This window comes from Akkermansiaceae bacterium, from assembly GCA_017798145.1.
Lineage (GTDB): Bacteria > Verrucomicrobiota > Verrucomicrobiia > Verrucomicrobiales > Akkermansiaceae > Luteolibacter.
In genome coordinates this window covers 4,111,381-4,130,654 of the sequence record CP059069.1, presented here as the reverse complement: position 1 = coordinate 4,130,654, position 19,274 = coordinate 4,111,381, and the positions used below count along the sequence as shown (strand labels likewise).

Sequence of the window (19,274 nt, the reverse complement as noted above, 5' to 3'; positions counted from 1 at the left end):
ATGCCGATCCCAAGACGCCTTCCGGCGACTCTTTGCGCCCACAGAACTACCCGAATCCAGATGTCTCGGCAACCCCTTCCTTGCATGCGATGATCACGGAACGGGGAGCGATGCCATTTCCGGAATATCTGGAAATGGCGCTCTACGATCCGGAACTCGGATACTACGCGAAAACCGGCGGGCAGGTCGGGCGCGGGGGCGATTTTTACACCAGCGTCAGCGTCGGCGATCTCTTCGGGAGGCTTCTGGCCCGCCGTTTCGCCGCAGGCTGGGATGATGCGGGGCGTCCCGGCGCTTGGCGTATCCTTGAGATCGGTGCGCACGACGGGAAGCTCGCCGCCGACATCCTTGGCGAACTCCGCGGAATCCGCCCCGATGCATGGGATGCCCTCCGGTATGCCATCGCGGAGCCCCTGCCGCTGCTGCGCAACCTTCAGGCGGAGCGGCTTGCGGAGTTCACGGAAAAGCTGAACATCGTTGCGGATCCGGGCGGACTCGCAGCCGAGCCGCTTCCCGGCTTCGCGTTCGGCAACGAGATCCTCGATGCCCTGCCCTTCCATCTCATCGAAATGCGCTCCGGGAAATGGATGGAACTCCACGTTGTGGCCACCGGCGGCCAACTGGGCTACAGGCCGAGGGAAATCGAGGAGGGAAGCGCATTGTCAGCACGGCTAGTGGAGCTGGGAAATGATTTCCCGGAAGGCTACCGCACGGAGATGCGGACAAACTTCCTGGATTTCCTGACACCCATCGCGGCCGGCATGGAAGGCGGCACCATGCTCTTCACCGACTACGGATTCGCCGCCCCGGAATACTACGACCGCCACCGCACCACCGGCACGCTCCGCACCTTTTCCAGCCACAAGGCCGGCGAGGATGCGCTGGAGGCGCCCGGGGAAAAAGACATCACCGCGCATGTGGATTTCACCGATCTCGCGCATGCCGCCGGGTCTTTGGGATTCATGCCCAGGGTCTTTTCCAACCAGGGCAGCTACCTGACCCACCTCGCGAAGCCGCTCATGCTGGAAGGCGGGCTGGATGACAGGAAATCCATCGCGCAATTCCAGAGCCTGACCCATCCGGCCCCCAACTGGGCCAGCTTCCATGCCATAGAGCTGGGCAAAAACGCAGACACCCCGCCGGAGGTGAGGCACCGGCTCGCGCTCTAGCGGCGATCAATCGAAGAACTTGATCTTCCCGGGAAGCGGCAGCCTACCGGCGGCCATCGCCTCATGCTGCTCGTCGGTGCAGGCCGAGTCGATCGGGGCGTCGGGCTGGACTTCGTTTTCGGTGACGACCCCGTTTTCCAACATCCATTTCTCGACTTCCTCACCGCTGACATCGGGCAGCATGATTCCGTTGATCTCGACGCAGGGGGAGAGCGGCTGGCCGCTGCGCTGCTCCATCTCCCAGCGGAAGGCGGGGTTCTTGATGATGTCCTTTTCCTCGAAGGGCAGTTCATACTTGCGCATGATGGCGCGGACTCCCTCGCTCCATCCGCAGAAGGTTTTCAGGTAGGCTGTGATCTTGGGCTGGGTGGTGTTCATGTTGGGCGCAAGGTAGGGGCTGGCCCGGGATTTGCAACCCGCTTCACAGAAACCTCTGCACGATGGGCATGCGCCGGCCCATGCCGAAGGCCTTGGTGGTGACGCGGATACCCGGCGCGGCCTGCTGGCGTTTCCACTCGTTCAGATCGACGCGGCGCTGGATCCAGCGAACCATGGCCTCCTCGAAGCCGCGCTCGACGATCTCTTCCGCGCCAAGGTGTTGCTCGACGTAGAGTTCGAGGATGGCATCGAGGACATCGTATTCCGGAAGGGTGTCCTGGTCTTTCTGGTCGGGGCGGAGCTCGGCGCTGGGGGGCTTGTTGATCGTGTTCCAGGGGATGCGCTCACCATTGCGGTTCACCCATTTCGCCACCTCGAAGACCTTGGTCTTGGGGAGGTCGGAAATGGCGGCGAGCCCTCCGCACATGTCGCCGTAGATCGTGCAGTAGCCGACGGCGAGCTCGCTCTTGTTGCCTGTGGTGAGGAGGAGGTGGTTGTCCTTGTTGGAGAGCGCCATGAGGAAAAGCCCGCGCAGGCGAGCCTGCATGTTTTCCTCGGTCACATCCTCGGCCTTGCCCTCGAAAATGGGTGCCATGGAATGCTTCACCGCATCGAATGCGGCGGAGATGGAGACCTCATCGCAGCGGATGCCGATCATTTCCGCGAGTGCGAAGGAATCCTCCACGCTGCCCCGGGATGAGTATGGGCTGGGCATGGTCAGGCCGCGCACATTTTCCGGCCCCAGCGCATCTGCGGCGATGACGGCGGTGAGGGCGGAGTCGATCCCGCCGCTGAGGCCGAGGCAGACAGTGGAAAAACCACATTTCGAGGTGTAATCGCGGAGGCCGAGCACGAGGGCGTCGTAGAGCTGTTGGGAGTCACAGGTCTTGAGGACTTCGATCCCACCGGCAGAGAAGGGATCGACCACCCGGCACTCATCCGCGAAACCGGCGAACTGTGAAACGACATTTCCCGATGCATCCACGACCATCGAGTGACCATCGAAGACGAGTTGGTCGTTGCCACCGAGGGAATTGCAATAGACCACAGGGACGGCGGCCTCGCGCGCAACATCGCCGAGCATCTTCCGGCGGTTCTCCGGCTTTCCGAGATGAAATGGCGAAGCACTCAGATTGATCAGCAGATCGACACCCCTGGCGGTGAGTTCCTCGACCGGATCGCGGTCGTAAAACGGGCGCTGCAGGTAGTCCTCCGTCCAGATGTCCTCGCAGATCGTTACGCCGATGCGCTTCCCCTGCCAGGTGAACGGCTCGCAAAACTCGCCCGGCTCAAAGTAGCGGCGCTCGTCGAAGACGTCGTAGGTCGGCAGCAGGGTTTTCCAGAACTTCGCCTTGATCCCGCCCTTCTCCAGCCATGCGGCGGCGTTTCGATAAGGCTTGCCGACTTTCCCTTCGTGGTGATCGACATAGCCGACGAGCAGAGGCACATCCTTGATCTCATCGGCCAGGTAGTCGAGTGCCTGCAGGCACTTGGGGACGAACTGTGATTTGAACACAAGGTCGCGCGGTGGATATCCGACGAGACTCATTTCAGGCGTGACCACGAGTTCCGCACCTTTTTCCAGGCATTCCCTGTAGGCCGCCAGGATGCGTTTCGCATTCCCCGGGAAATCCCCCACCACCGCGTTGATCTGTGCAATGCCGACTTTCATGTCTCGCAGCGAACAAACCACCCGCAGGGCAGGGATGCGACACCAAATGCACGGGAAAACGGGGTGGCTTCATGATTGACCCGCACTGCGTGCATGTTGTAATGGAGAAATTGCATTTTTCCGCCCCTCCCAATCAATCCCCAACGAAGACGATTCCCCATGAAGACACCAATCCTCCTAACAGGCCTCTCCCTGATCGCCAGCCTCGCCGCCCTTGCGGAATTCCAGGTCGCATGGGCGGAGAAAATCAAGGGCACAACTGCAATCGACTCAACCTCCGCCGACGTTGACGATGACGGCGATCTCGATGTCTGCCTGATCCATCTCGTCGACGAAGGGACAGTCCTCCTGAATGACGGCAGCGGCGTCTTCACACAAAGCCCCACCGCCGCCCCCCTTCCCGCTGCAGGTGCCGCCCAGCTGGGCGATCTGGATGGCGACGGGGATCCCGATCTTTTCCTCGCCACCCACCTGGGCCCTTGCAAGGTGTGGCTCAATGACGGGAGCGGGAATTTCTCGGACAGCGGGCAGTCGATCAGCGGGAGCTACTCGCGGGTGGCGGTCTCGCTTGCCGATCTCGACGGGGACAACGATCTGGATGTCGTGCTTCCGGCAAACAGCCCGATGAGCGGCAGCACGGTGATCTACACCGAGGTCTGGCTCAACGACGGCAACGGCGTTTTCACGGACAGCGGACAGCAATTGGGCAGCGCCTTTGCGCAGTCGTCCACGGTGTTCGATGTCAACGGAGACACGTTTCCGGACATCGCCCTTTCGATCAACGGCCAGAACAAGCTCTGGATCAACAATGGCAGCGGTGTCTTCACGCTGAGCGCGACGCAGCTCGGAGGCGGCACCACCTTTGACATCCAGTTCGCAGACCTGAACGGCGACACCTTTCCGGACGCGTTCGTGGCCGACGGTTTCAATCCGCCCTTCGCCGACGACAACGAGGTGTGGTTCAACGATGGCAACGGAACGTTCACGAACAGCGGACAGAGCCTCGGCGACGGCTATTCGTTCTGCGTGGTCCTGACGGATTTGGACAATGATTCGGACATCGATGCGGTGGTGGGGAACAACACCACCCAGCCCAACGAGGTCTGGCGCAACGACGGCACGGGGACGTTCACGCTGGCACCCGTCACCCTCGGCATCAACAACGCGATCGATATCGAGGCGGCGGATTTCGATGGGGACAACGACACCGACTTTTTCCTCGCGATCAACGGCTACCCCAGCGAGCTCTGGAACCGGGTGCCCGTCAACCAGGGCGGCCCGATCAAGGACAGCGGGCAGAGATTCGGCAGCAGCAGCGCATCCTGCCTGGCGCAGGGTGACTTCGATGGTGACAACGACATCGATATCGCAATGGGCAACGGAGGGGGGATCGTGCGCATCCTCCGGAACAACGGAGCCGGCCAATTCAGGGACACTCCAAACCCCCTCCCCAACGGGTTCGGGAACAACAACGGAGCCATCGGCGCGGGTGATTTCAATGGGGACAATTTCATCGACCTGCTTGTCGTGAACAATCCCAGGGGAGGAAACGCGGATCTTGCGGATCGGGTGTGGTTCAACGACGGCACCGGGAGATTCACCATGAGCCCGCAGCTGATCGGCGCGGAAAACGGCGGTTGCGTGGCCATCGCGGACGTCGACGGAGACAATGACCTGGATGCGATCGTGGGCAACGCGCCATACGGATTTGGCGCGGGGCAGAACCGCATCTACCGCAACGACGGCACCGGCACATTCACCCCATACGATGCGCTCGGCACCGGGAACACGCGCGGGATCGCGGTCGGGCTGATCAACAACGACGCGCACGTGGATATCGTTGTCGGCAGCATTGATCTCCCGACGACCATCTGGTTCGGGGATGGCACCGGGAATTTCACCGACAGCGGGCAGTCGCTCGGCACCGGCAATACCCGCGCCGTCCTGCTAGGGGATTTCGATGGCAGCCCGGGGCTCGACGTCCTCTGCGCGAACTCTTCCGGAGGCAGCAAACTCTACACGAACAGCGGCTCCGGCACCTTCACGGAGTCCGCGCAGGTCTTCACAGGCAACAACACCACTTCCGCTGCGGCATTCGACCTCGAAGGGGATACCGATCTCGACCTCTGGTTCGGCAGGGGCTTTTTCTCCAATCCGGATCAGCTATGGACGAACGACGGCTCCGGGTCCTTTGTCCTTGAGACACCGACATACGGGAGCCAAACAACCGAGGCCGTCATCGCGGCGGACTTCAACGGCGACGGCGATATGGACATCTTCGTGGCCAGCCAAGCGGGCGACCATATCCTGTGGGCGCAGGGAGCGGCTGCGGTGCAGGCATACGCCGAGTCGTTCGGACTGACCGGGACCGACACGGAACCTTTCGAGGATCCCGATCTCGACGGCGTATCCAACTACGAGGAATACGCATTCAACATGAATCCGAACCTTGCCGACAGCGCGGTGATCGGGAATTTCGCGACGGCAACCAAGGGACTGCCGGTGTTCCGTGTCGAGGTCAACGGATCGAACCGCGCTTTCGTGGCGGAAACCATTCAGCGCATCGGGGCGGATGTGATCGACTACCGCCTGGAGGCGGCCACAAACCTGGTTTTCGGAGCGCCGCCGGCGGGGATCACCGTAACGAGCAACCCTTTCAACGCCAATTACCAGCGCACAACCTACCGCTACGACATTCCCTCGCCGCCTCCCGCCCATTTCGGCCGCTTCCGGGTGCTTTACAGTCCTTGAGGAACCTCTTGTTCCATCCAGACTGATGGATTACGTAGGGCGCAGTTCGTATGCGTTCCATTGTTTTTCTCCTCCCGCTTGTCCTTCTCTTCAATTGCGGCTCACCCCAGCCGCCAACCTGCAGGATGCTTCCCATCGCCTCGCGCGGGAATGCCGACGAAGTGCTCGAGAACGCGCGGCGCAACTGGGCGATCCTTGCCGATCCCGGAAAAAAGGAGGAGTGGCATCTGGCGCAGGAGAGCTACAACAAATCCGTGGGCGTTCTGTTCGACAAGCTCCGCTGCGGTGGAGGCGACTGGAATTCCCGGGCGTCGAAAATCGGAACCGTCATTTCCAAGCCCGGCCGGCTCAATGAGGATCTTGCCCGTGTCGATGCGCTTTTCCCCGCCTCGAAGGTGAAAATCCGCACCAAGGATCGCCACAACTATACCGACGGTTTGGGAATCCCTGCCGTTGCCTGGACGGCAACAACCCCGGTCGGGGTCGAGCGTCCGAAGTTCTATCCGCCCAACGGACAGCCGCGGAACCTCACGGTCATGCTCGATTTCGGAAAACCGGTTCCCGAATGGCGTTTCCCCAAGCGCTGGGTGCAGGACGATTACAGGGTCGGAAGGAACACCCACCACCTCGCGGCGGACTGGACCGCACCCGTGGATTTCTTCTGGTACATGTGTGAACTCGACAACCTCCGCATCCAGAACGTCATCATCCCGGAGCGCTTTGCCAAGGAAACGGGGCTCTATTTCCTCGAACCTTACACCACCGACAAGATCCCCTTGGTGATGGTGCACGGCCTGGTATCGAGCCCGGAAGCCTACCGCGATATCATCAACGACCTCTCGCCCGAGCCATGGTTCAGGGAAAATTACCAGATCTGGCTCTACAACTACCCCACCGGCACCCCCTGGCTCTACAACGCCATGAAATTCCGCCAGAACATGGAGGAGGCATCCTCATACGCACGCTCCCAGGGCGACGACAGGAACCTGGAAAAGATGGTGGTCCTGACCCACTCCATGGGCGGGCTTCTCACGCGGACGGCGGTCACCGATCCCGGCACGGCTCTCTACGACGCCCACTTCAGCACACCCTTCGACCAGCTGGAAAGCAGTGCCACAACCCGTGAACTGATCCGGGAAGGTTTGCTCTACAAGCCCTACGCCGATCCGAAACGGATCGTCTTCATGGCCGTCCCGCACCGCGGCAGCCCGATGGCCAACTTCAGGGGGACGGCACTCATTTCCAACCTGATCCGGCTGCCGAAGACCCTCACGATCGGCATACTTGATGCGACCGCGCAAGGCCTCGGAAGCTCCCTTGACGGCAGCGCGGAGTCCGAGACCTTACGCCCGCCGACCGCGATCAGCAGCCTCTCGCCAAACAGCCGCGGCTTCCGGGCCTTGGAACGGATGCCCCTACCCGCAGGGATGGCATTCCACTCCATCATCGGCGACAAGGGCCAGGGAGACACGCCTGAAAGCAGCGACGGCGTGGTGCCTTACTGGTCGTCGCGGGTCAGCCCGGTCGCCTCTGAGCTCATCGTGCCCTCAAACCATGGGGTGCCGAACCATCCGGCGGCATCCGATGAGATCCGCCGCATCCTTTTGCTTCACCTGGAGGAGGAGGGCAAACCCGCCAACCGCCGGTAAACACAGGACGCCATGCTTATCGAAAGTTTCGCACCCGTCCCACTGAAGCTCCTGCCCGATAGCGCACTTCTGGTGCTCGGCGAGCGCACGCATCTTGTTGCAGCCGATATCCACCTTGGGAAATCCGCCGCCTTCCGCGCCAACGGACTGCCTGTTCCGGAGGGTGACACCGCCCGCGATCTCGCCCGCCTCGCCAAGCTCATCCGCGTGCACCGCCCGGACCAGCTCGTCATCGCCGGCGATCTCTTCCACGCCCCCGCCGGAGCCAACTCCTCGCTGATGGAGGAACTTGCCGATTTCACCCAAGAGATCGGAATCCCCTTTTCACTCGTAACCGGGAACCATGACCGCAGGATTCGCGGGCTTCCCACCAGCATCGGCACATCCGATCACCTTGATCTGTGCGGTATCCGCATCGTCCACAGCCCGGAGGATGCGGTGCATGGCATGCCCACCGCCTGCGGCCACATCCACCCCGTGCTGCGCATCCCGGACGGGCGGAAAACATCGCTGCGCCTGCCCTGCTTCCACCTATCGGGAAACCGCCTGACACTGCCAGCCTTCGGGAGTTTCACCGGCGGCCACATCGTCCACCCCGGAAAGGGGGACAGGTTTTTCGTAAGCCACAGGGATGAGGTGATCGAAGTCCCCGGCTCGCTGATCACCAGGGCAAGATAGGCCCTCCTACGAACTGGGAAGGAACGAGTAATTCGCGGCCGTCAGCCCCTTGAACTCCTCACCCGCCTCCTGCTCGACGAGCGGGCGGGCAAGCATCTGCTCGTAGATCTCGATGTAACGCCGAGCCACCTCCTCGTGGCTGAATTCCTTCTTGCTCTCCTTCATCACTCGGCGGATCTGAGGCTCCCTGATCTCGAAGGGCAGCGCATGGAATTCCATCGCACGATCCACACCCCAGCGCAGCGCACCGGCATCGTAATTGTCGAAGCGGAAGCCGTTGCCCGTCGAGTTCTGCACATCTATGGGCCGTATCGTGTCGTAAAGCCCGCCGGTGCCGTGCACCACAGGGAGGGATCCGTAGAGCGGCGCGGTCATCTGCGGCAGCCCGCACGGCTCGAACAACGAAGGCATCAGCATGAAATCCGAGGCCGCATAGGCCAAGCGCGACTGGCGTTCATTGAAATCCACGATGGCAACGCGGTTCCCCAGGTTGAAATCCTTGATGATCTGCTTGAAATGCACCTCATGCGGCCCGTTGGCGATCACTGCGATCTGCAGGCCGCGGTCCCAGTAATCGGAAACGGTTTTCACCAGGATATCGGTGACAAGCTGCGGCCCCTTTTGGACGGGATCCAGGCGGGATGGCCAGAAGAAGAGCGGAGCGTCCGGATTCTGATCCAGTCCCAGCTCGTGCTGTAGGGCGAGCTTGTTCTCCCGCTTCGCATCCCAGAAGTCCTTGTGCGTGAAGTTGCGGACGAGGGAATCATCGGTCTTCGGGCTGTAGGAGGCATCCGGCGCGTTAAGGATGCCGGAGGCGCAGCCGGCGTGATATTTGTTGCGGATTTCCTCGCGCACCGACCATGGCACCACGGGATGCCAGCCCTCCACGATCTCCCATAGGAAGCGCGGGCTGACGGTGTTGATGAAATGCGAGGCGAAGATCCCGGAGGTCAGCAGATCAACCGGCACGTGGGAGCGGGCATGGTCGTATCCGCCGGGGTTCGCGGAGAAATACAGGTTCATCCAGAACTCCGCGGCATCGATCCCGGTGCCCTCCGCCTGCTCCAGGCTCACCTGCCTGGTGTGGATGTTGTGAACGGTGAACAGGCTCTTGATCCCGCGCCGCTTCGCCATGGCCGGGATGAGCGCGGTCATCCAGTCGTTGCAGTGGATCAGGTCGGGACGCGCCTTGGGCACGATGTGGTTGATCACCTCCCGCTGGAACACCAGAGCGATGCGCATCGCCTCATCGGAATGATTGCTGTAAACGCGGTCCCGGTAGTAGAAAATGCGGTCTTCCGCGAGGTGGATGTGCGCCTCGGGAAGCACCTCGTGGTATTTTTTCAGCTCCTTCTCATGGAGGTTGAAGACATCGCCCTGGAAGAGCTTGCGGTAGTTCGGCATCGCCACATGCACATCGGCACCGAGGTTAAAAAGCGCGGATACGAGCGATGCGGACACATCGGCCAGCCCGCCGGCCTTGGCGGACATCCTCTGCGCCATGTTCCCCATGCCGGCCGGAAGATACGTAATTTCCGGGGTGACGATGAGAATCCTCGGGTTTGTTGTCTTGAGTGATTTTGGCATGTGTTTGGAAGCGGGGGAGCCGCCGTAGGATCGCTATCAGTCCTTATCTCGCATATCCCGCCCGCCCTTGCCAAGCCTATCCGTCGGAAAGCTCCGCATTTGTTGGATTTCGCTCCGATCGGATTCGGCCTCCCGCATGGCGAGGCCATGCCTGGGGCAGGGTCACCTCTCGCCCAGCTCCTCCATCTCGCGGTTCATCCGCTCGATGAGGCGCTCCATGTCGCCGAGGTGCCTGCGCATGCGCTGTGCATCGCGTGGTTTGCCCTGGGCGCGGAGCTGCGGGATCATGGCGCGGCGCTGCTCGGCGAGCTGTTGCCTCTCCTCCTCCATCTTGATCATCGCCTCGGCCACGGTATCGGTTTTGCCCTTCAGCATTTCCATGACCGCAGAGCTTCCCATGATGTAGGTGCGCGTGCGATCCGCTCGCGCCATGGTGATCCCGACGATGCGCCCATCGAGATCCGCGACGGGGCCGCCGACGCGGTTTGCCTCGATCTGCATGTCGGACTGGACGACACGGGAAAAGCCGCTGCGCACACGGTTCGGCTCCCCGCCCATGCGCTCCATCTGGTTGAGGCGGTCTCCGGAAAACTGGCCTAGCACCGGACGGTTCGAGAGACGCACATCAATGCTGCGCTCCTTGCCGGCGGAGTCCACCAAGATCTTGATCGTATCTCCCGGACGTTTCCCGCTCATCGCATTTTTGAGCTCCTGCAAGCCGGAGATCGCGCGATCACCGATTTTCAGTATGACATCCCCGGCCTGGATACCGGCAGCGGCTGCACCGTATTCCGGCTGGACGTCGGCGATGCGGACACCCTCGCCTCTGTACTTCTGGTCCGCCAGGATGCCCAGGTGAGCCTGGTCGGTCTCGCGCAAATTCCTTTCCAACACTCCGACAACCCCGAAGGCGCCCGGTTTTCCGGAAGGGCGGGAGGCCGCGAGGAAACGGCCCAGGGTGAGGGGCGCTTCGTAGAACTTCGCGGGGGTGAAGGCAGCTCCCCTGACCGTCAGCAAGGCGAGATCCTCCTCCGTATAGATCCCGGCCACCTCCGCCTTCGCCTCCTGGCCATTGCCTCCCTGGAGGTAAAGGGTATCCGCATAGGGCATGATCTGGCTCCATTTCGTGAGAACCTGTGTGCCGTCCCCGATGACCGTGCCGTAGGCGAGTTCAAGCGGGTTGTTCGCCCTTCCCCAAATGAGGACAGTCGATTCCGCTGCGTCCCTGACCACGGATTCCAGCGCCTTGTTGAAGGCATCCGTCTGGCCATCCACGGTCTTCTTCTCGTCGGACCGCATCAGCGGCACCTCTTCGTTGCCGCGCTGTGCGGAGGCCATTGTTGCGAGGCCGGCCAAAAGGGCGCAGCAGCGTATGGTATGGGTGATGTTCATCTTACCTTGTAAAGTTCCTCCCGTTTTACCAGCTCGACCTCGATTTCCAGCGATTCCTCTCCCCGCAGGATGCCGAGCTTGACCTTGTCGCCGACCTCGCGTTTCACCAGCACCTGCTGGAGATCCGCGCCCTCGCGGACCAATTCACCATCGACGGATCGGATCATATCACCCACCCTGACACCGGCGGCAGCGGCGGGCGAATTCGGCTCCACCTTCTGGATCGAAACTCCGACATCGCGGCCGCGCTGCATGGCCATGCCTATGCCGAGCACAGGGGTCTCTGGATTGGCAAGCGGGTTCATCTGCAGGATACCCCATGTCTGGCCTTCGGTCAGCCTGTCCCAATCCTCGCGGAAACCGTCAACCCCGGCATGGTTGTTGTTTTTCCAGGAAACCCCGATCGAGGAGTTGATCCCGACGAGTTTCCCGTCGATGCCGAAGAGCGGCCCGCCGGAATCGCCGCCGATGAGCGTGCAGTCGGTTGTGAAAAAGTTCCCCGGGCCGTCGGACATCACGCGCCCGAAGCGGACCGGCGGGGTGCGGGCCGGGTCGAAGCCTGCGGAGTGTCCGAGGGCAACCACCCAATCGCCGGCTTCCAGTGGCTTGGACTCGCCGATCAAGACGAAAGGCCACGGGCCGGGATCGGTCATTTTGACCATGCCGATGTCCTTGGAATAGTTCGCACCGAGCACCTTCCCCAGCCATTTTTTGCCGTCGGGGAAATACACGTCCACCTCGCCCATGCCCTGGATCACGTGGGCGGCGGTAAGGATGAGCCCGTCCGGGGAAACGATGACGCCGGATCCCGAGGAACCGGATTTCTCGGATACCAGCGCCACTGTTGCGGGCATGGCCTTTGCCGCCACTTGGGCAACCATGGATTCGAGGTTGCGGAGATCTGCCACGGAAGCGGCGGGCTCCCTTGCGTGGAGCGTCGCGGCCAATAGGGCGGCGGTCATCACAATTGCGGAAATTTTCATTACCAAACCAATCGACACTGTATCCGCGATTCGTCTAGCCTTTTGTTATCCTGAAATCGCTGAGCGTGATCTGGAAATCCGGGGAAAAGCATGGGTTAAGCCGTGTCCGGGACACAATTGCAACTGTCGGCAATGATCCCGCACCAAGGCCGGGCGCGCGGCCCAGGTTTCATCGCTGGGCGATGAATCCAGGCGCAATGGCATCATCGGGTCTTGCACTTGCTTGGGTTCCCAGCTTTTCTGGGCTGCGCCAAATGACCGACCAACCCATCCTCATCACCGGCGGTGCCGGATACATCGGCTCGCATACCGTACGCCACCTCGCCTCCTCCGGAAAGAAAATCGTCGTCCTCGACAACCTCGCCTACGGCCACCCCGAGGCCATCGTGGATGCGGGCGTGGAATTCGTGAAAGGCGATGTCGGGGATCGCGCCTTGCTGCAATCGCTTTTCGAGACACATCGCTTCTGCGCCGTCGTCCACTTCGCCGCCTTCGCCTATGTCGGGGAATCGGTGACAGATCCCTTGAAATACTACTGGAACAACACCGCCGAGCCCATCGTACTGCTACAGGCGATGCAGCGGCACGGCTGCAAGGCCTTTGTTTTTTCCTCCACCTGCGCAACCTACGGCACCCCGGAGCGTGTGCCCATCGACGAGTCCAACCCGCAGAACCCGATCAATCCCTACGGCCACAGCAAGCTTATGGTCGAGCGCATCCTTCGGGACTGCGACCATGCATGGGGCCTGCGTTCCGCCTGCCTGCGCTATTTCAATGCGAGCGGATGCTCTGCGGACGGCAAGATCGGCGAAGACCATGATCCCGAGACCCACCTCATCCCGCGCGTGCTCATGGCCATCACCGGCGAGATAGAAACCCTGGAAGTCTACGGAACGGATTACCCAACCCCGGACGGCACATGCATCCGCGATTACATCCACGTCGAGGATCTCGCGGAGGCGCACGGACTGGCCCTAGACCACCTGATTTCAGGAAAACCATCCGTGCGCTGCAACCTTGGCACCGGCAAGGGCATTTCCGTCAGGGAGATCATCGACGCCGCCGAGGCGGTCACTGGCAAAAAAGTTCCTGTCATCTTCGGCGCGCGCCGCGAGGGGGATCCGCCCGAGCTTGTTGCCGACCCTTCGCTCGCGCTGCAAACCCTGGGTTGGTCGGCAAAACACAAGGATGTGCAGGAAATCGTCGCCTCCGCATGGGCCTGGATGAGTGGACCTGGCGGTGGGCGCTTCCCCTCCTGATGAGATTTCCCCTGCGGCATCACAATGAATGGGGGTATCTGCGATGTATTGACATTAATACTTGCGGAACCAGCCCCAAAAAGCCACATTAGCCATGAAACCCAAGACCCATCCGAGAGCCCGATGAACAAGAGCCCAACAAACGCCGCCTTTCCGTTCCGAGCGGGAATCCGCAGTGGATTCACCCTCGTGGAAGTCCTGACCGTCATTGCAATCATCGCCATCCTAATGGGTGCGGGAGCCATCGGACTGGGCAACATCAACGCTGGCAAGGGCACATCGAGTGCCATCGCCTCCTGCGAAGCCCTCTTTGAGGAAGCCCGCACCATCGCTGTCTCGAAACGCTGCAAAGCGCGCGTGATGGTGCTTGCGGCGGATCCCACCAAGGAAAAATATCTCCAGCGCGTGGTCATCATCCATGAGGAAATCGATGCGAATGGAGCCGTCGTCCCGGATCGCTGGATCCTGGCCAGCCGGGGCTATGACATGCCCAGCGGCACCTATTTCAGCTACCAATACTCCGAACTGGAGCCCGGCGGGAAAATCCCGGAATTCACGCTGACAACAGCGAAGGCCGATTATGCCGGGAAATATTATTACTATGAATTCAATGGCGAGGGCATCTTCGACAAGCCCGGCTCAAGCTTCGTGATCGGAGCCGGCGTACGCCCAAAGGGGCAGGAGCCGAAGACCACCCCATCGGCAAAGCGCGACTTCGCAGGATTCGTGGTATGGCGCAACGGGCGCACATCCACTTTCCGCAGCCCGGAGCAGATCACCGGACTCCCAAAAAGCGACATACCGTTCAACTTCTGACCTTAAATGCAAAAACCCCAGACATCATCCAACGGAACGCCGGCCTTCACCCTCATGGAGACGGTGATCGCCATCGGCGTACTCGCCGTGCTTCTCACCGGCTTCATCGCGGTCTTCACCCCCGCCGCCCAGGGCATACGCCGCTCCATAAGCTCCCAGCAGGCGGATCGGCTCACCACCACCCTGGAGCGCGAACTTGTCACCCTGCGCAGCGGTCAGACACCCGCCGCTGCAAAAACGGGCTTCGAGAAAGGTTTCACCTGGCTTAAGGAAGGCAACGTCGCAGCCAACGCGATCTTCGTTTACCAATACCGCGGGGATCCAAGCGCCATCCGGCCCGACGGAACCCCGAAACCAAAGATTGTGATAACCGGCCAACCCGGAACAGACTACATCGTGCAATCCATGGCTCGCCGTGCGGACGATGCGGAATTCAGGGAGGATCTCAAGGCCATGGAAGGCGCCATTTTCTTCGTGAAACCGACACAACTGGTCTTCAGCGGAAACCAGATGGTGCTTGGCACCAAGGGCACGATAGCAAACCCGACCGGAAGCAGCCCTGCCACGGCGGCCACAGCCGCCGATTTCAGGGACGCGGTGATCCCCTTTTCCGCCGAGTTCCACAGCGTCCCAACAAAATCCATCGGCTACCTGACCGGAGCCGCATTCAAGACCCGCTTCGACTCCGTCACAAAGCCTGTCTTCACCCGCAACCTGGCGATCCGCCGCTGAATCCAAACCGAGATTTCCCATGAAGACCCGCACCAAGAACCCAGCGAACGGATTCACGCTCATCGAACTTCTCGTTGCGATGGCGATCACCACGGTGATCATCACCATCCTCGTTTCCGTCACCTCCATGTCGCTCGACACATGGAACCGCAGCCGCTCCGAAGTACGCGCCGCACGCCAGGGCAAGGCCATGATCGACACGATCGCCCGCGACTTCGAGTCCCTCGTGGTCCGCAAGGGCAACGCCTTCGAATGGCTTTATGCAAAGTCCAACCCATCCACCGACGGGCCCAAGGGCAACGGCAGCCCCAATGCAACCGACCTGATTTTCTTCTCCGCGGCAACCGACCGCTACAACGGCAAGATCGGCACTGCGGATGACAAGGGCGGGGATGTCTCGACCATCGGTTACCAGCTCGCTTACAAGGATCCCATCGATTCCTCCGGAACCGATGAGTACAAGACATTCGTGCTTTACCGGAAACTGGTCGATCCCAAGGAGACCTTCGAAAAAAACCTCGGCCAGGCCACGCTCGAAGGCAAAGTCGATTTCACCGGCGGCGGCGCCAACGCGGTGACCGCAAAGGAAAACTTCATCTGCGAGAATGTCTATCAGTTCACCGTCACCTTCCACATCAGGATCACCGATTCCACCACCAATCCGGCAACGATAAGGACGGTCCGCATTCCGGTCGGACAGGGGACAAACGCGTCCAGGAAGCTTTCCATCACTGGAGCCGGGATCGTCACCGATTCGGCGATCAACGGCGCCTCACTGGATCAGATCAAGGGATCCCAGCTCTCTTCCGTGGAGATTTCCATGACGGTGCTCACCGATTTCGGGCTTCAGCAGCTCCGCAGGCGTTCGTTCGCGAATGACGATGCGAAAGCCAAGTTCATCGCCCAAAACTCCTACGAGTATTCGAAGCTCGTCCAAGTCCCTGGGGGCTGATGGCGTTGCAGCAAACGAGGGTGGGCGAGGAGGATCACCTTCCCAAGATCCCCTTGGAGCGCTCCATGCTCATCGAGCGCTGCTCCCTCCAGCCGATCACTGACGGCGCCTGGAACACCCCTCTCCTAAATTCTGTTTCGGCGTCCGCCGGACGGCTCACCGCGGAAGCGCCGGTCTCCCGGGCGCTCTTGCCATCGAGGGTATTGGTCTTGAAAATGCCGGATTCCCGAGCCCCTTTGCCGCTGTCCCTGGCCGTCATCCCATCCTGCCGCGCCTTGGTCTGGAAGCGCGAGGCATCGGTATTCCCTTCATACCCCTTGGTCTGGTAGTCCTTGCCGCCCCACCAGGTTTTCTTCGCGTAATCCCCGGTCTTGTAGCTTTCCTTCTCAAGTTTCCCCTTGAAATACGGGGATTCTCCCTTGCTGTCGTACTGGCTCCGTTTGTCGGATCTCGGCACCCACTGGCCGTTTGCATCCTGTATGTATCCGCCGCCCTCCGTGAGCCTTTCCTGGAGGCCCTTGTGCTCGGCCACGGCAGGTTTAGCGGAATCCTCCCCCATCTCGGCACAAGCACCGGTGAGGATGCAAAGCCCGAGAACAAGCCCCCTCCCCACCCAATCAGGTTCCTTCGAGAACATCATGGTTTGCCTCCCAGTTTCTCGAACAACGCCTGGTCAGGCACCGCACCGCGCTCCAGCGCCTTGTTGTAGCAATCCAACCCTTCCTTGCCATTGCCGGCCTTCGCGTGGATGACGGCGAGATTGAAATACGGTTCGCTCGGCACCGGATCGGCGCTGATCGCCGCCTTGAAATTCGATTCCGCATCTTTGGTGTCGCCGAGGCGGAAGGATACCGTGCCAAGCAGCAGGTATGCCTTCGCATCGTCGGGGGCGAGATCCACGGCCCGCCTCAGGTGCTGCTGGGCGGACGGAAGATCGCCGGTTTTCATCATGGCGTATCCGAGCATGCGGTTCGCGTAGGAATTGTTGCCATCCAGCTCAATGGCCTTCTGGAAGGACTCAGCCGCCTCGATGGGCTGCTCCAATTTCATCTGTACGACACCGAGCTTGCAGAGTGCGGGCACATGGCCGGGATGCTGCTCCACCATCAGCTCGAAGAGTTCGCGCGTCGGCAGCAGGCGGCCTGCGAGGTATGCCTTGGTGGCCGCGCGGTCGTAGCTTTCAAGCTCCCGGTTGAGTTCGCCGGTTGCCCTGTTCACGGTGGCACGGTCGCGGGCGAAGGGGGAGATGAACTCGCCGTCCACCTGCTGGTCAGCCACCAGCCTCTGTTCTTCCGGTGTAAGGACAAGCTCGGCACCGTCCAGGAGATCCACCGCCTCGTTGATCTTGCCATCCTGTTTGCCGAGATCCTTCGCAGCCTCGACCAGAAGTTCCTTCGCCTGCCTGCGGCGCTCCTGCACCCGCAGCTGGCGGCGTATCACCTCACGCAGCATCTCCACCTCCACGGGATCGGCATCCACCTGTCCGCTTGCCAGCGCGGTCTCCTCGTTGCGGAGCTTGGCCATCAGATCACTGATCCGCTTGTCCTGCTCGCGCTTGTCCTGATGCAGCCGGTTGATCTGGCTTTTCGCAATAGCAAGGTCACGCAGTGCATCGACCACATCGTCCTTGGCTGCGTTGTTATCGCGGTTGAGACGCTCGACCTTTTCGTTCGCCTCGCGCAGCAGTTTCACGAGCCCCATGTTCTGCTCGATGAGCTGGACGGTGCGACCGGCATCGTCCTGCTTGAGCAGGGCCGCCATCTGGTCGCGCTCCTGGAGTAATCCGTCGCGCTCATCCCGAAGTGCGGCGAAGGCCTCGCGGCTTTCCTCAAGCTGCTCGTGAAGAGCTGCAATCTCACCGCGCGCATTCTCCAGCTCGGACGATTTTTCTTCCAGGGCTTTTTCAAGGGCTTCCATCTGCCTGCGCTGGCCGGCGACCACATCGTTCGCCACCTTCCGCTCCTTCTCCAGGTCGCGCTGCATGTTCGCCTGCGCCTGGCGGAGCTCCGTTGCCTGCTTTTTCAGGATATCCATGTCCGCATTGAGTATTGCGATCTTGGAAAGCGCCTCCGTGTGGTCTCCCCTGCTTGTCCGCAATGCCATGCCCATCGCCTCGCGTTCCTGCTCAAGACGCTCGATCTGGTTGTTCAGGGCATCCATCTCACTCTTCACCGGCGCGGCGGCCATCTCGGCGCGCAACGAGCGGGCATCGGCTTCCGCAGCCTTGAGCTTGCGCGCCAAAAGATCGTTCTGCTTGTTGAGGTCATCCACCCGCGTGGCGTTGCGCATCGCCGCATTGCTGCTGGCATTCCCTTCGGCGATCATTTTTCTAAGGCGCTCCATCTCCGCCTCAGCATCCTTGAGTCGCCGCGCCAGCAAGGGATCGACCTCAAGCACCCCCCTGTTCAGTTCTTCCTGACGCCTTTGGGCTGCGGCATCCTGCCTCATCTGCTCCACCTTCGAGTCCGCCTCCCTCAATTTCTGGGCAAGCAGCTCGTTCTGCTTTTTCAAATCATCCACACGCGTGGCGTTCCGCATCGCCTCGGTGCTTCGGGCATCGGCTTCGGCGATCATTTTCCTCAGCCTAGCCGCCTCCGCCTCGGCATCCCTGAGACGACGGTCCTGCAAGGCTTCCACTGGATTGGCAGCCAATCCGCCCTCCCGTGGCCTCGGTTGTTTGCCCGCAACCTGCACCTCGGGAATTGGATTCCCATTCGGCGCAGCGCCGACCTTCGCGCCGCCCTCGAGCTCCGCAATGACACCCTGGCGCTCCCGGATCTGCTCGCCCGCCTTGCCACGCACCACCTCCACCGCCTTGGCCGTAAGTTCCCGGCGGTTTTGCACCATCCCGCTTTTCCAATCCGGATAGAAACGCCCTACGGAATCGAAAAGCTTGCCCGCCTGCTCGTACTTTTTCAGGGCGGCCATAAAATCACCATCCTTCTCCAGTTGCTCGCCAGCCCTTGCCTCAAGGTATGCCTGGAAATAGACATCCGATGGGTCAAACTGAGGGTTTTCGGGAGCCTGCGCCATACTTCCGGCGAGCAAAAGCCCGGAAATCCAGAGAACAGCCGCCCATACATTGGGCGCTTGGGTTGGCGCGTATCCCTTGAACATCAGCGCTTAGAAGTATCATTCAGCCCCCGTTTCGCAAGCGTCATTTTCCCTTTCGCGCCTGTCATCCGGCATTTTCATTAGGTTTTCCGAAATACCCAAAAACACTTCATATGGGATATTCACAATGATTTAACCACCA

At 61.0% G+C, this 19,274-nt stretch carries 15 protein-coding genes; 8 read left to right on the top strand and 7 right to left on the bottom strand.

The window, feature by feature from the left end; translation table 11 throughout:
• The first annotated feature begins 89 nt into the window (after positions 1-89).
• The gene (locus HZ994_17640) at positions 90-1,169 is read left to right on the top strand and encodes an SAM-dependent methyltransferase (GenBank protein QTN34063.1); all 1,080 of its coding nucleotides are present in this window, start codon (positions 90-92) and stop codon (positions 1,167-1,169) included.
• Positions 1,170-1,175: 6 nt separating this feature from the next.
• On the opposite strand, the gene HZ994_17635 is transcribed toward HZ994_17640, so the two are convergent.
• Together HZ994_17635 and HZ994_17630 are read right to left on the bottom strand one after the other, a co-directional pair.
• On the bottom strand, positions 1,176-1,547 hold the full coding sequence (locus HZ994_17635) for a glutaredoxin (protein QTN34062.1): 372 nt from the start codon (positions 1,545-1,547) through the stop codon (positions 1,176-1,178).
• Between the two features lie 43 nt (positions 1,548-1,590).
• Positions 1,591-3,219 (bottom strand): NAD+ synthase, encoded by a 1,629-nt coding sequence (locus tag HZ994_17630; GenBank protein QTN34061.1) that lies wholly within the window; start codon positions 3,217-3,219, stop codon positions 1,591-1,593.
• Between the two features lie 159 nt (positions 3,220-3,378).
• On the opposite strand from HZ994_17630, the gene HZ994_17625 reads away from it, so the two are divergent.
• The 3 genes from HZ994_17625 to pdeM all read left to right on the top strand — a co-directional run bounded on the left by HZ994_17625 (position 3,379) and on the right by pdeM (position 8,297).
• Positions 3,379-5,970: a VCBS repeat-containing protein gene (locus HZ994_17625; protein ID QTN34060.1), complete on the top strand. Its 2,592-nt coding sequence runs from the start codon at positions 3,379-3,381 to the stop codon at positions 5,968-5,970.
• A gap of 125 nt (positions 5,971-6,095) precedes the next feature.
• Positions 6,096-7,619, top strand: a complete 1,524-nt coding sequence (locus HZ994_17620; GenBank protein QTN34059.1) for a hypothetical protein — start codon at positions 6,096-6,098, stop codon at positions 7,617-7,619.
• A gap of 12 nt (positions 7,620-7,631) precedes the next feature.
• Positions 7,632-8,297, top strand: a complete 666-nt coding sequence (gene pdeM / locus HZ994_17615; protein QTN34058.1) for a ligase-associated DNA damage response endonuclease PdeM — start codon at positions 7,632-7,634, stop codon at positions 8,295-8,297.
• A 6-nt stretch (positions 8,298-8,303) separates the two neighbouring features.
• On the opposite strand, the gene HZ994_17610 is transcribed toward pdeM, so the two are convergent.
• From HZ994_17610 to HZ994_17600, 3 genes are all read right to left on the bottom strand, one after another.
• Complete coding sequence (locus HZ994_17610) at positions 8,304-9,884, bottom strand: glycogen/starch synthase (protein ID QTN34057.1); 1,581 nt, start codon at positions 9,882-9,884, stop codon at positions 8,304-8,306.
• A gap of 162 nt (positions 9,885-10,046) precedes the next feature.
• Entirely contained in the window at positions 10,047-11,276 is a 1,230-nt protein-coding gene (locus HZ994_17605; GenBank protein QTN34056.1) for a PDZ domain-containing protein, read from the bottom strand.
• Positions 11,273-12,259 carry a trypsin-like peptidase domain-containing protein gene (locus HZ994_17600; GenBank protein ID QTN34055.1) on the bottom strand — a complete coding sequence of 329 codons (987 nt, stop codon included), beginning with the start codon at positions 12,257-12,259 and terminating at the stop codon, positions 11,273-11,275. Before HZ994_17600 ends, HZ994_17605 begins: the two co-directional genes overlap by 4 nt.
• 254 nt (positions 12,260-12,513) lie before the next feature.
• Between HZ994_17600 and galE the strand changes: the two genes are divergently transcribed.
• The 4 genes from galE to HZ994_17580 all read left to right on the top strand — a co-directional run bounded on the left by galE (position 12,514) and on the right by HZ994_17580 (position 16,018).
• Positions 12,514-13,518 carry a UDP-glucose 4-epimerase GalE gene (gene galE / locus HZ994_17595; protein ID QTN34054.1) on the top strand — a complete coding sequence of 335 codons (1,005 nt, stop codon included), beginning with the start codon at positions 12,514-12,516 and terminating at the stop codon, positions 13,516-13,518.
• A gap of 123 nt (positions 13,519-13,641) precedes the next feature.
• Positions 13,642-14,334 (top strand): prepilin-type N-terminal cleavage/methylation domain-containing protein, encoded by a 693-nt coding sequence (locus HZ994_17590; protein ID QTN34053.1) that lies wholly within the window; start codon positions 13,642-13,644, stop codon positions 14,332-14,334.
• 6 nt (positions 14,335-14,340) lie between these two features.
• The gene (locus HZ994_17585; GenBank protein QTN34052.1) at positions 14,341-15,066 is read left to right on the top strand and encodes a hypothetical protein; all 726 of its coding nucleotides are present in this window, start codon (positions 14,341-14,343) and stop codon (positions 15,064-15,066) included.
• A gap of 19 nt (positions 15,067-15,085) precedes the next feature.
• Positions 15,086-16,018 carry a prepilin-type N-terminal cleavage/methylation domain-containing protein gene (locus HZ994_17580; GenBank protein QTN34051.1) on the top strand — a complete coding sequence of 311 codons (933 nt, stop codon included), beginning with the start codon at positions 15,086-15,088 and terminating at the stop codon, positions 16,016-16,018.
• 34 nt (positions 16,019-16,052) lie between these two features.
• Here HZ994_17580 and HZ994_17575 read toward each other — a convergent pair whose 3' ends face one another.
• Both HZ994_17575 and HZ994_17570 read right to left on the bottom strand, forming a co-directional pair.
• Complete coding sequence (locus HZ994_17575; protein ID QTN34050.1) at positions 16,053-16,658, bottom strand: hypothetical protein; 606 nt, start codon at positions 16,656-16,658, stop codon at positions 16,053-16,055.
• Complete coding sequence (locus HZ994_17570) at positions 16,655-19,135, bottom strand: tetratricopeptide repeat protein (protein QTN34049.1); 2,481 nt, start codon at positions 19,133-19,135, stop codon at positions 16,655-16,657. The genes HZ994_17575 and HZ994_17570 overlap by 4 nt, the downstream gene beginning before the upstream one ends.
• Positions 19,136-19,274 lie beyond the last annotated feature (139 nt).

Excerpts from the sequence above, each read along its gene's own strand:
- HZ994_17635 (QTN34062.1), bottom strand. The coding sequence starts at position 1,547 with ATGAACACCACCCAGCCCAAGATCACAGCCTACCTGAAAACCTTCTGC.
- HZ994_17640 (QTN34063.1), top strand. The coding sequence starts at position 90 with ATGATCACGGAACGGGGAGCGATGCCATTTCCGGAATATCTGGAAATG.
- HZ994_17590 (QTN34053.1), top strand. The coding sequence starts at position 13,642 with ATGAACAAGAGCCCAACAAACGCCGCCTTTCCGTTCCGAGCGGGAATC.
- pdeM (QTN34058.1), top strand. The coding sequence starts at position 7,632 with ATGCTTATCGAAAGTTTCGCACCCGTCCCACTGAAGCTCCTGCCCGAT.
- HZ994_17605 (QTN34056.1), bottom strand. The coding sequence starts at position 11,276 with ATGAACATCACCCATACCATACGCTGCTGCGCCCTTTTGGCCGGCCTC.
- HZ994_17610 (QTN34057.1), bottom strand. The coding sequence starts at position 9,884 with ATGCCAAAATCACTCAAGACAACAAACCCGAGGATTCTCATCGTCACC.
- galE (QTN34054.1), top strand. The coding sequence starts at position 12,514 with ATGACCGACCAACCCATCCTCATCACCGGCGGTGCCGGATACATCGGC.
- HZ994_17580 (QTN34051.1), top strand. The coding sequence starts at position 15,086 with ATGAAGACCCGCACCAAGAACCCAGCGAACGGATTCACGCTCATCGAA.
- HZ994_17625 (QTN34060.1), top strand. The coding sequence starts at position 3,379 with ATGAAGACACCAATCCTCCTAACAGGCCTCTCCCTGATCGCCAGCCTC.
- HZ994_17600 (QTN34055.1), bottom strand. The coding sequence starts at position 12,259 with ATGAAAATTTCCGCAATTGTGATGACCGCCGCCCTATTGGCCGCGACG.
- HZ994_17570 (QTN34049.1), bottom strand. The coding sequence starts at position 19,135 with ATGTTCAAGGGATACGCGCCAACCCAAGCGCCCAATGTATGGGCGGCT.
- HZ994_17585 (QTN34052.1), top strand. The coding sequence starts at position 14,341 with ATGCAAAAACCCCAGACATCATCCAACGGAACGCCGGCCTTCACCCTC.
- HZ994_17575 (QTN34050.1), bottom strand. The coding sequence starts at position 16,658 with ATGATGTTCTCGAAGGAACCTGATTGGGTGGGGAGGGGGCTTGTTCTC.
- HZ994_17620 (QTN34059.1), top strand. The coding sequence starts at position 6,096 with ATGCTTCCCATCGCCTCGCGCGGGAATGCCGACGAAGTGCTCGAGAAC.
- HZ994_17630 (QTN34061.1), bottom strand. The coding sequence starts at position 3,219 with ATGAAAGTCGGCATTGCACAGATCAACGCGGTGGTGGGGGATTTCCCG.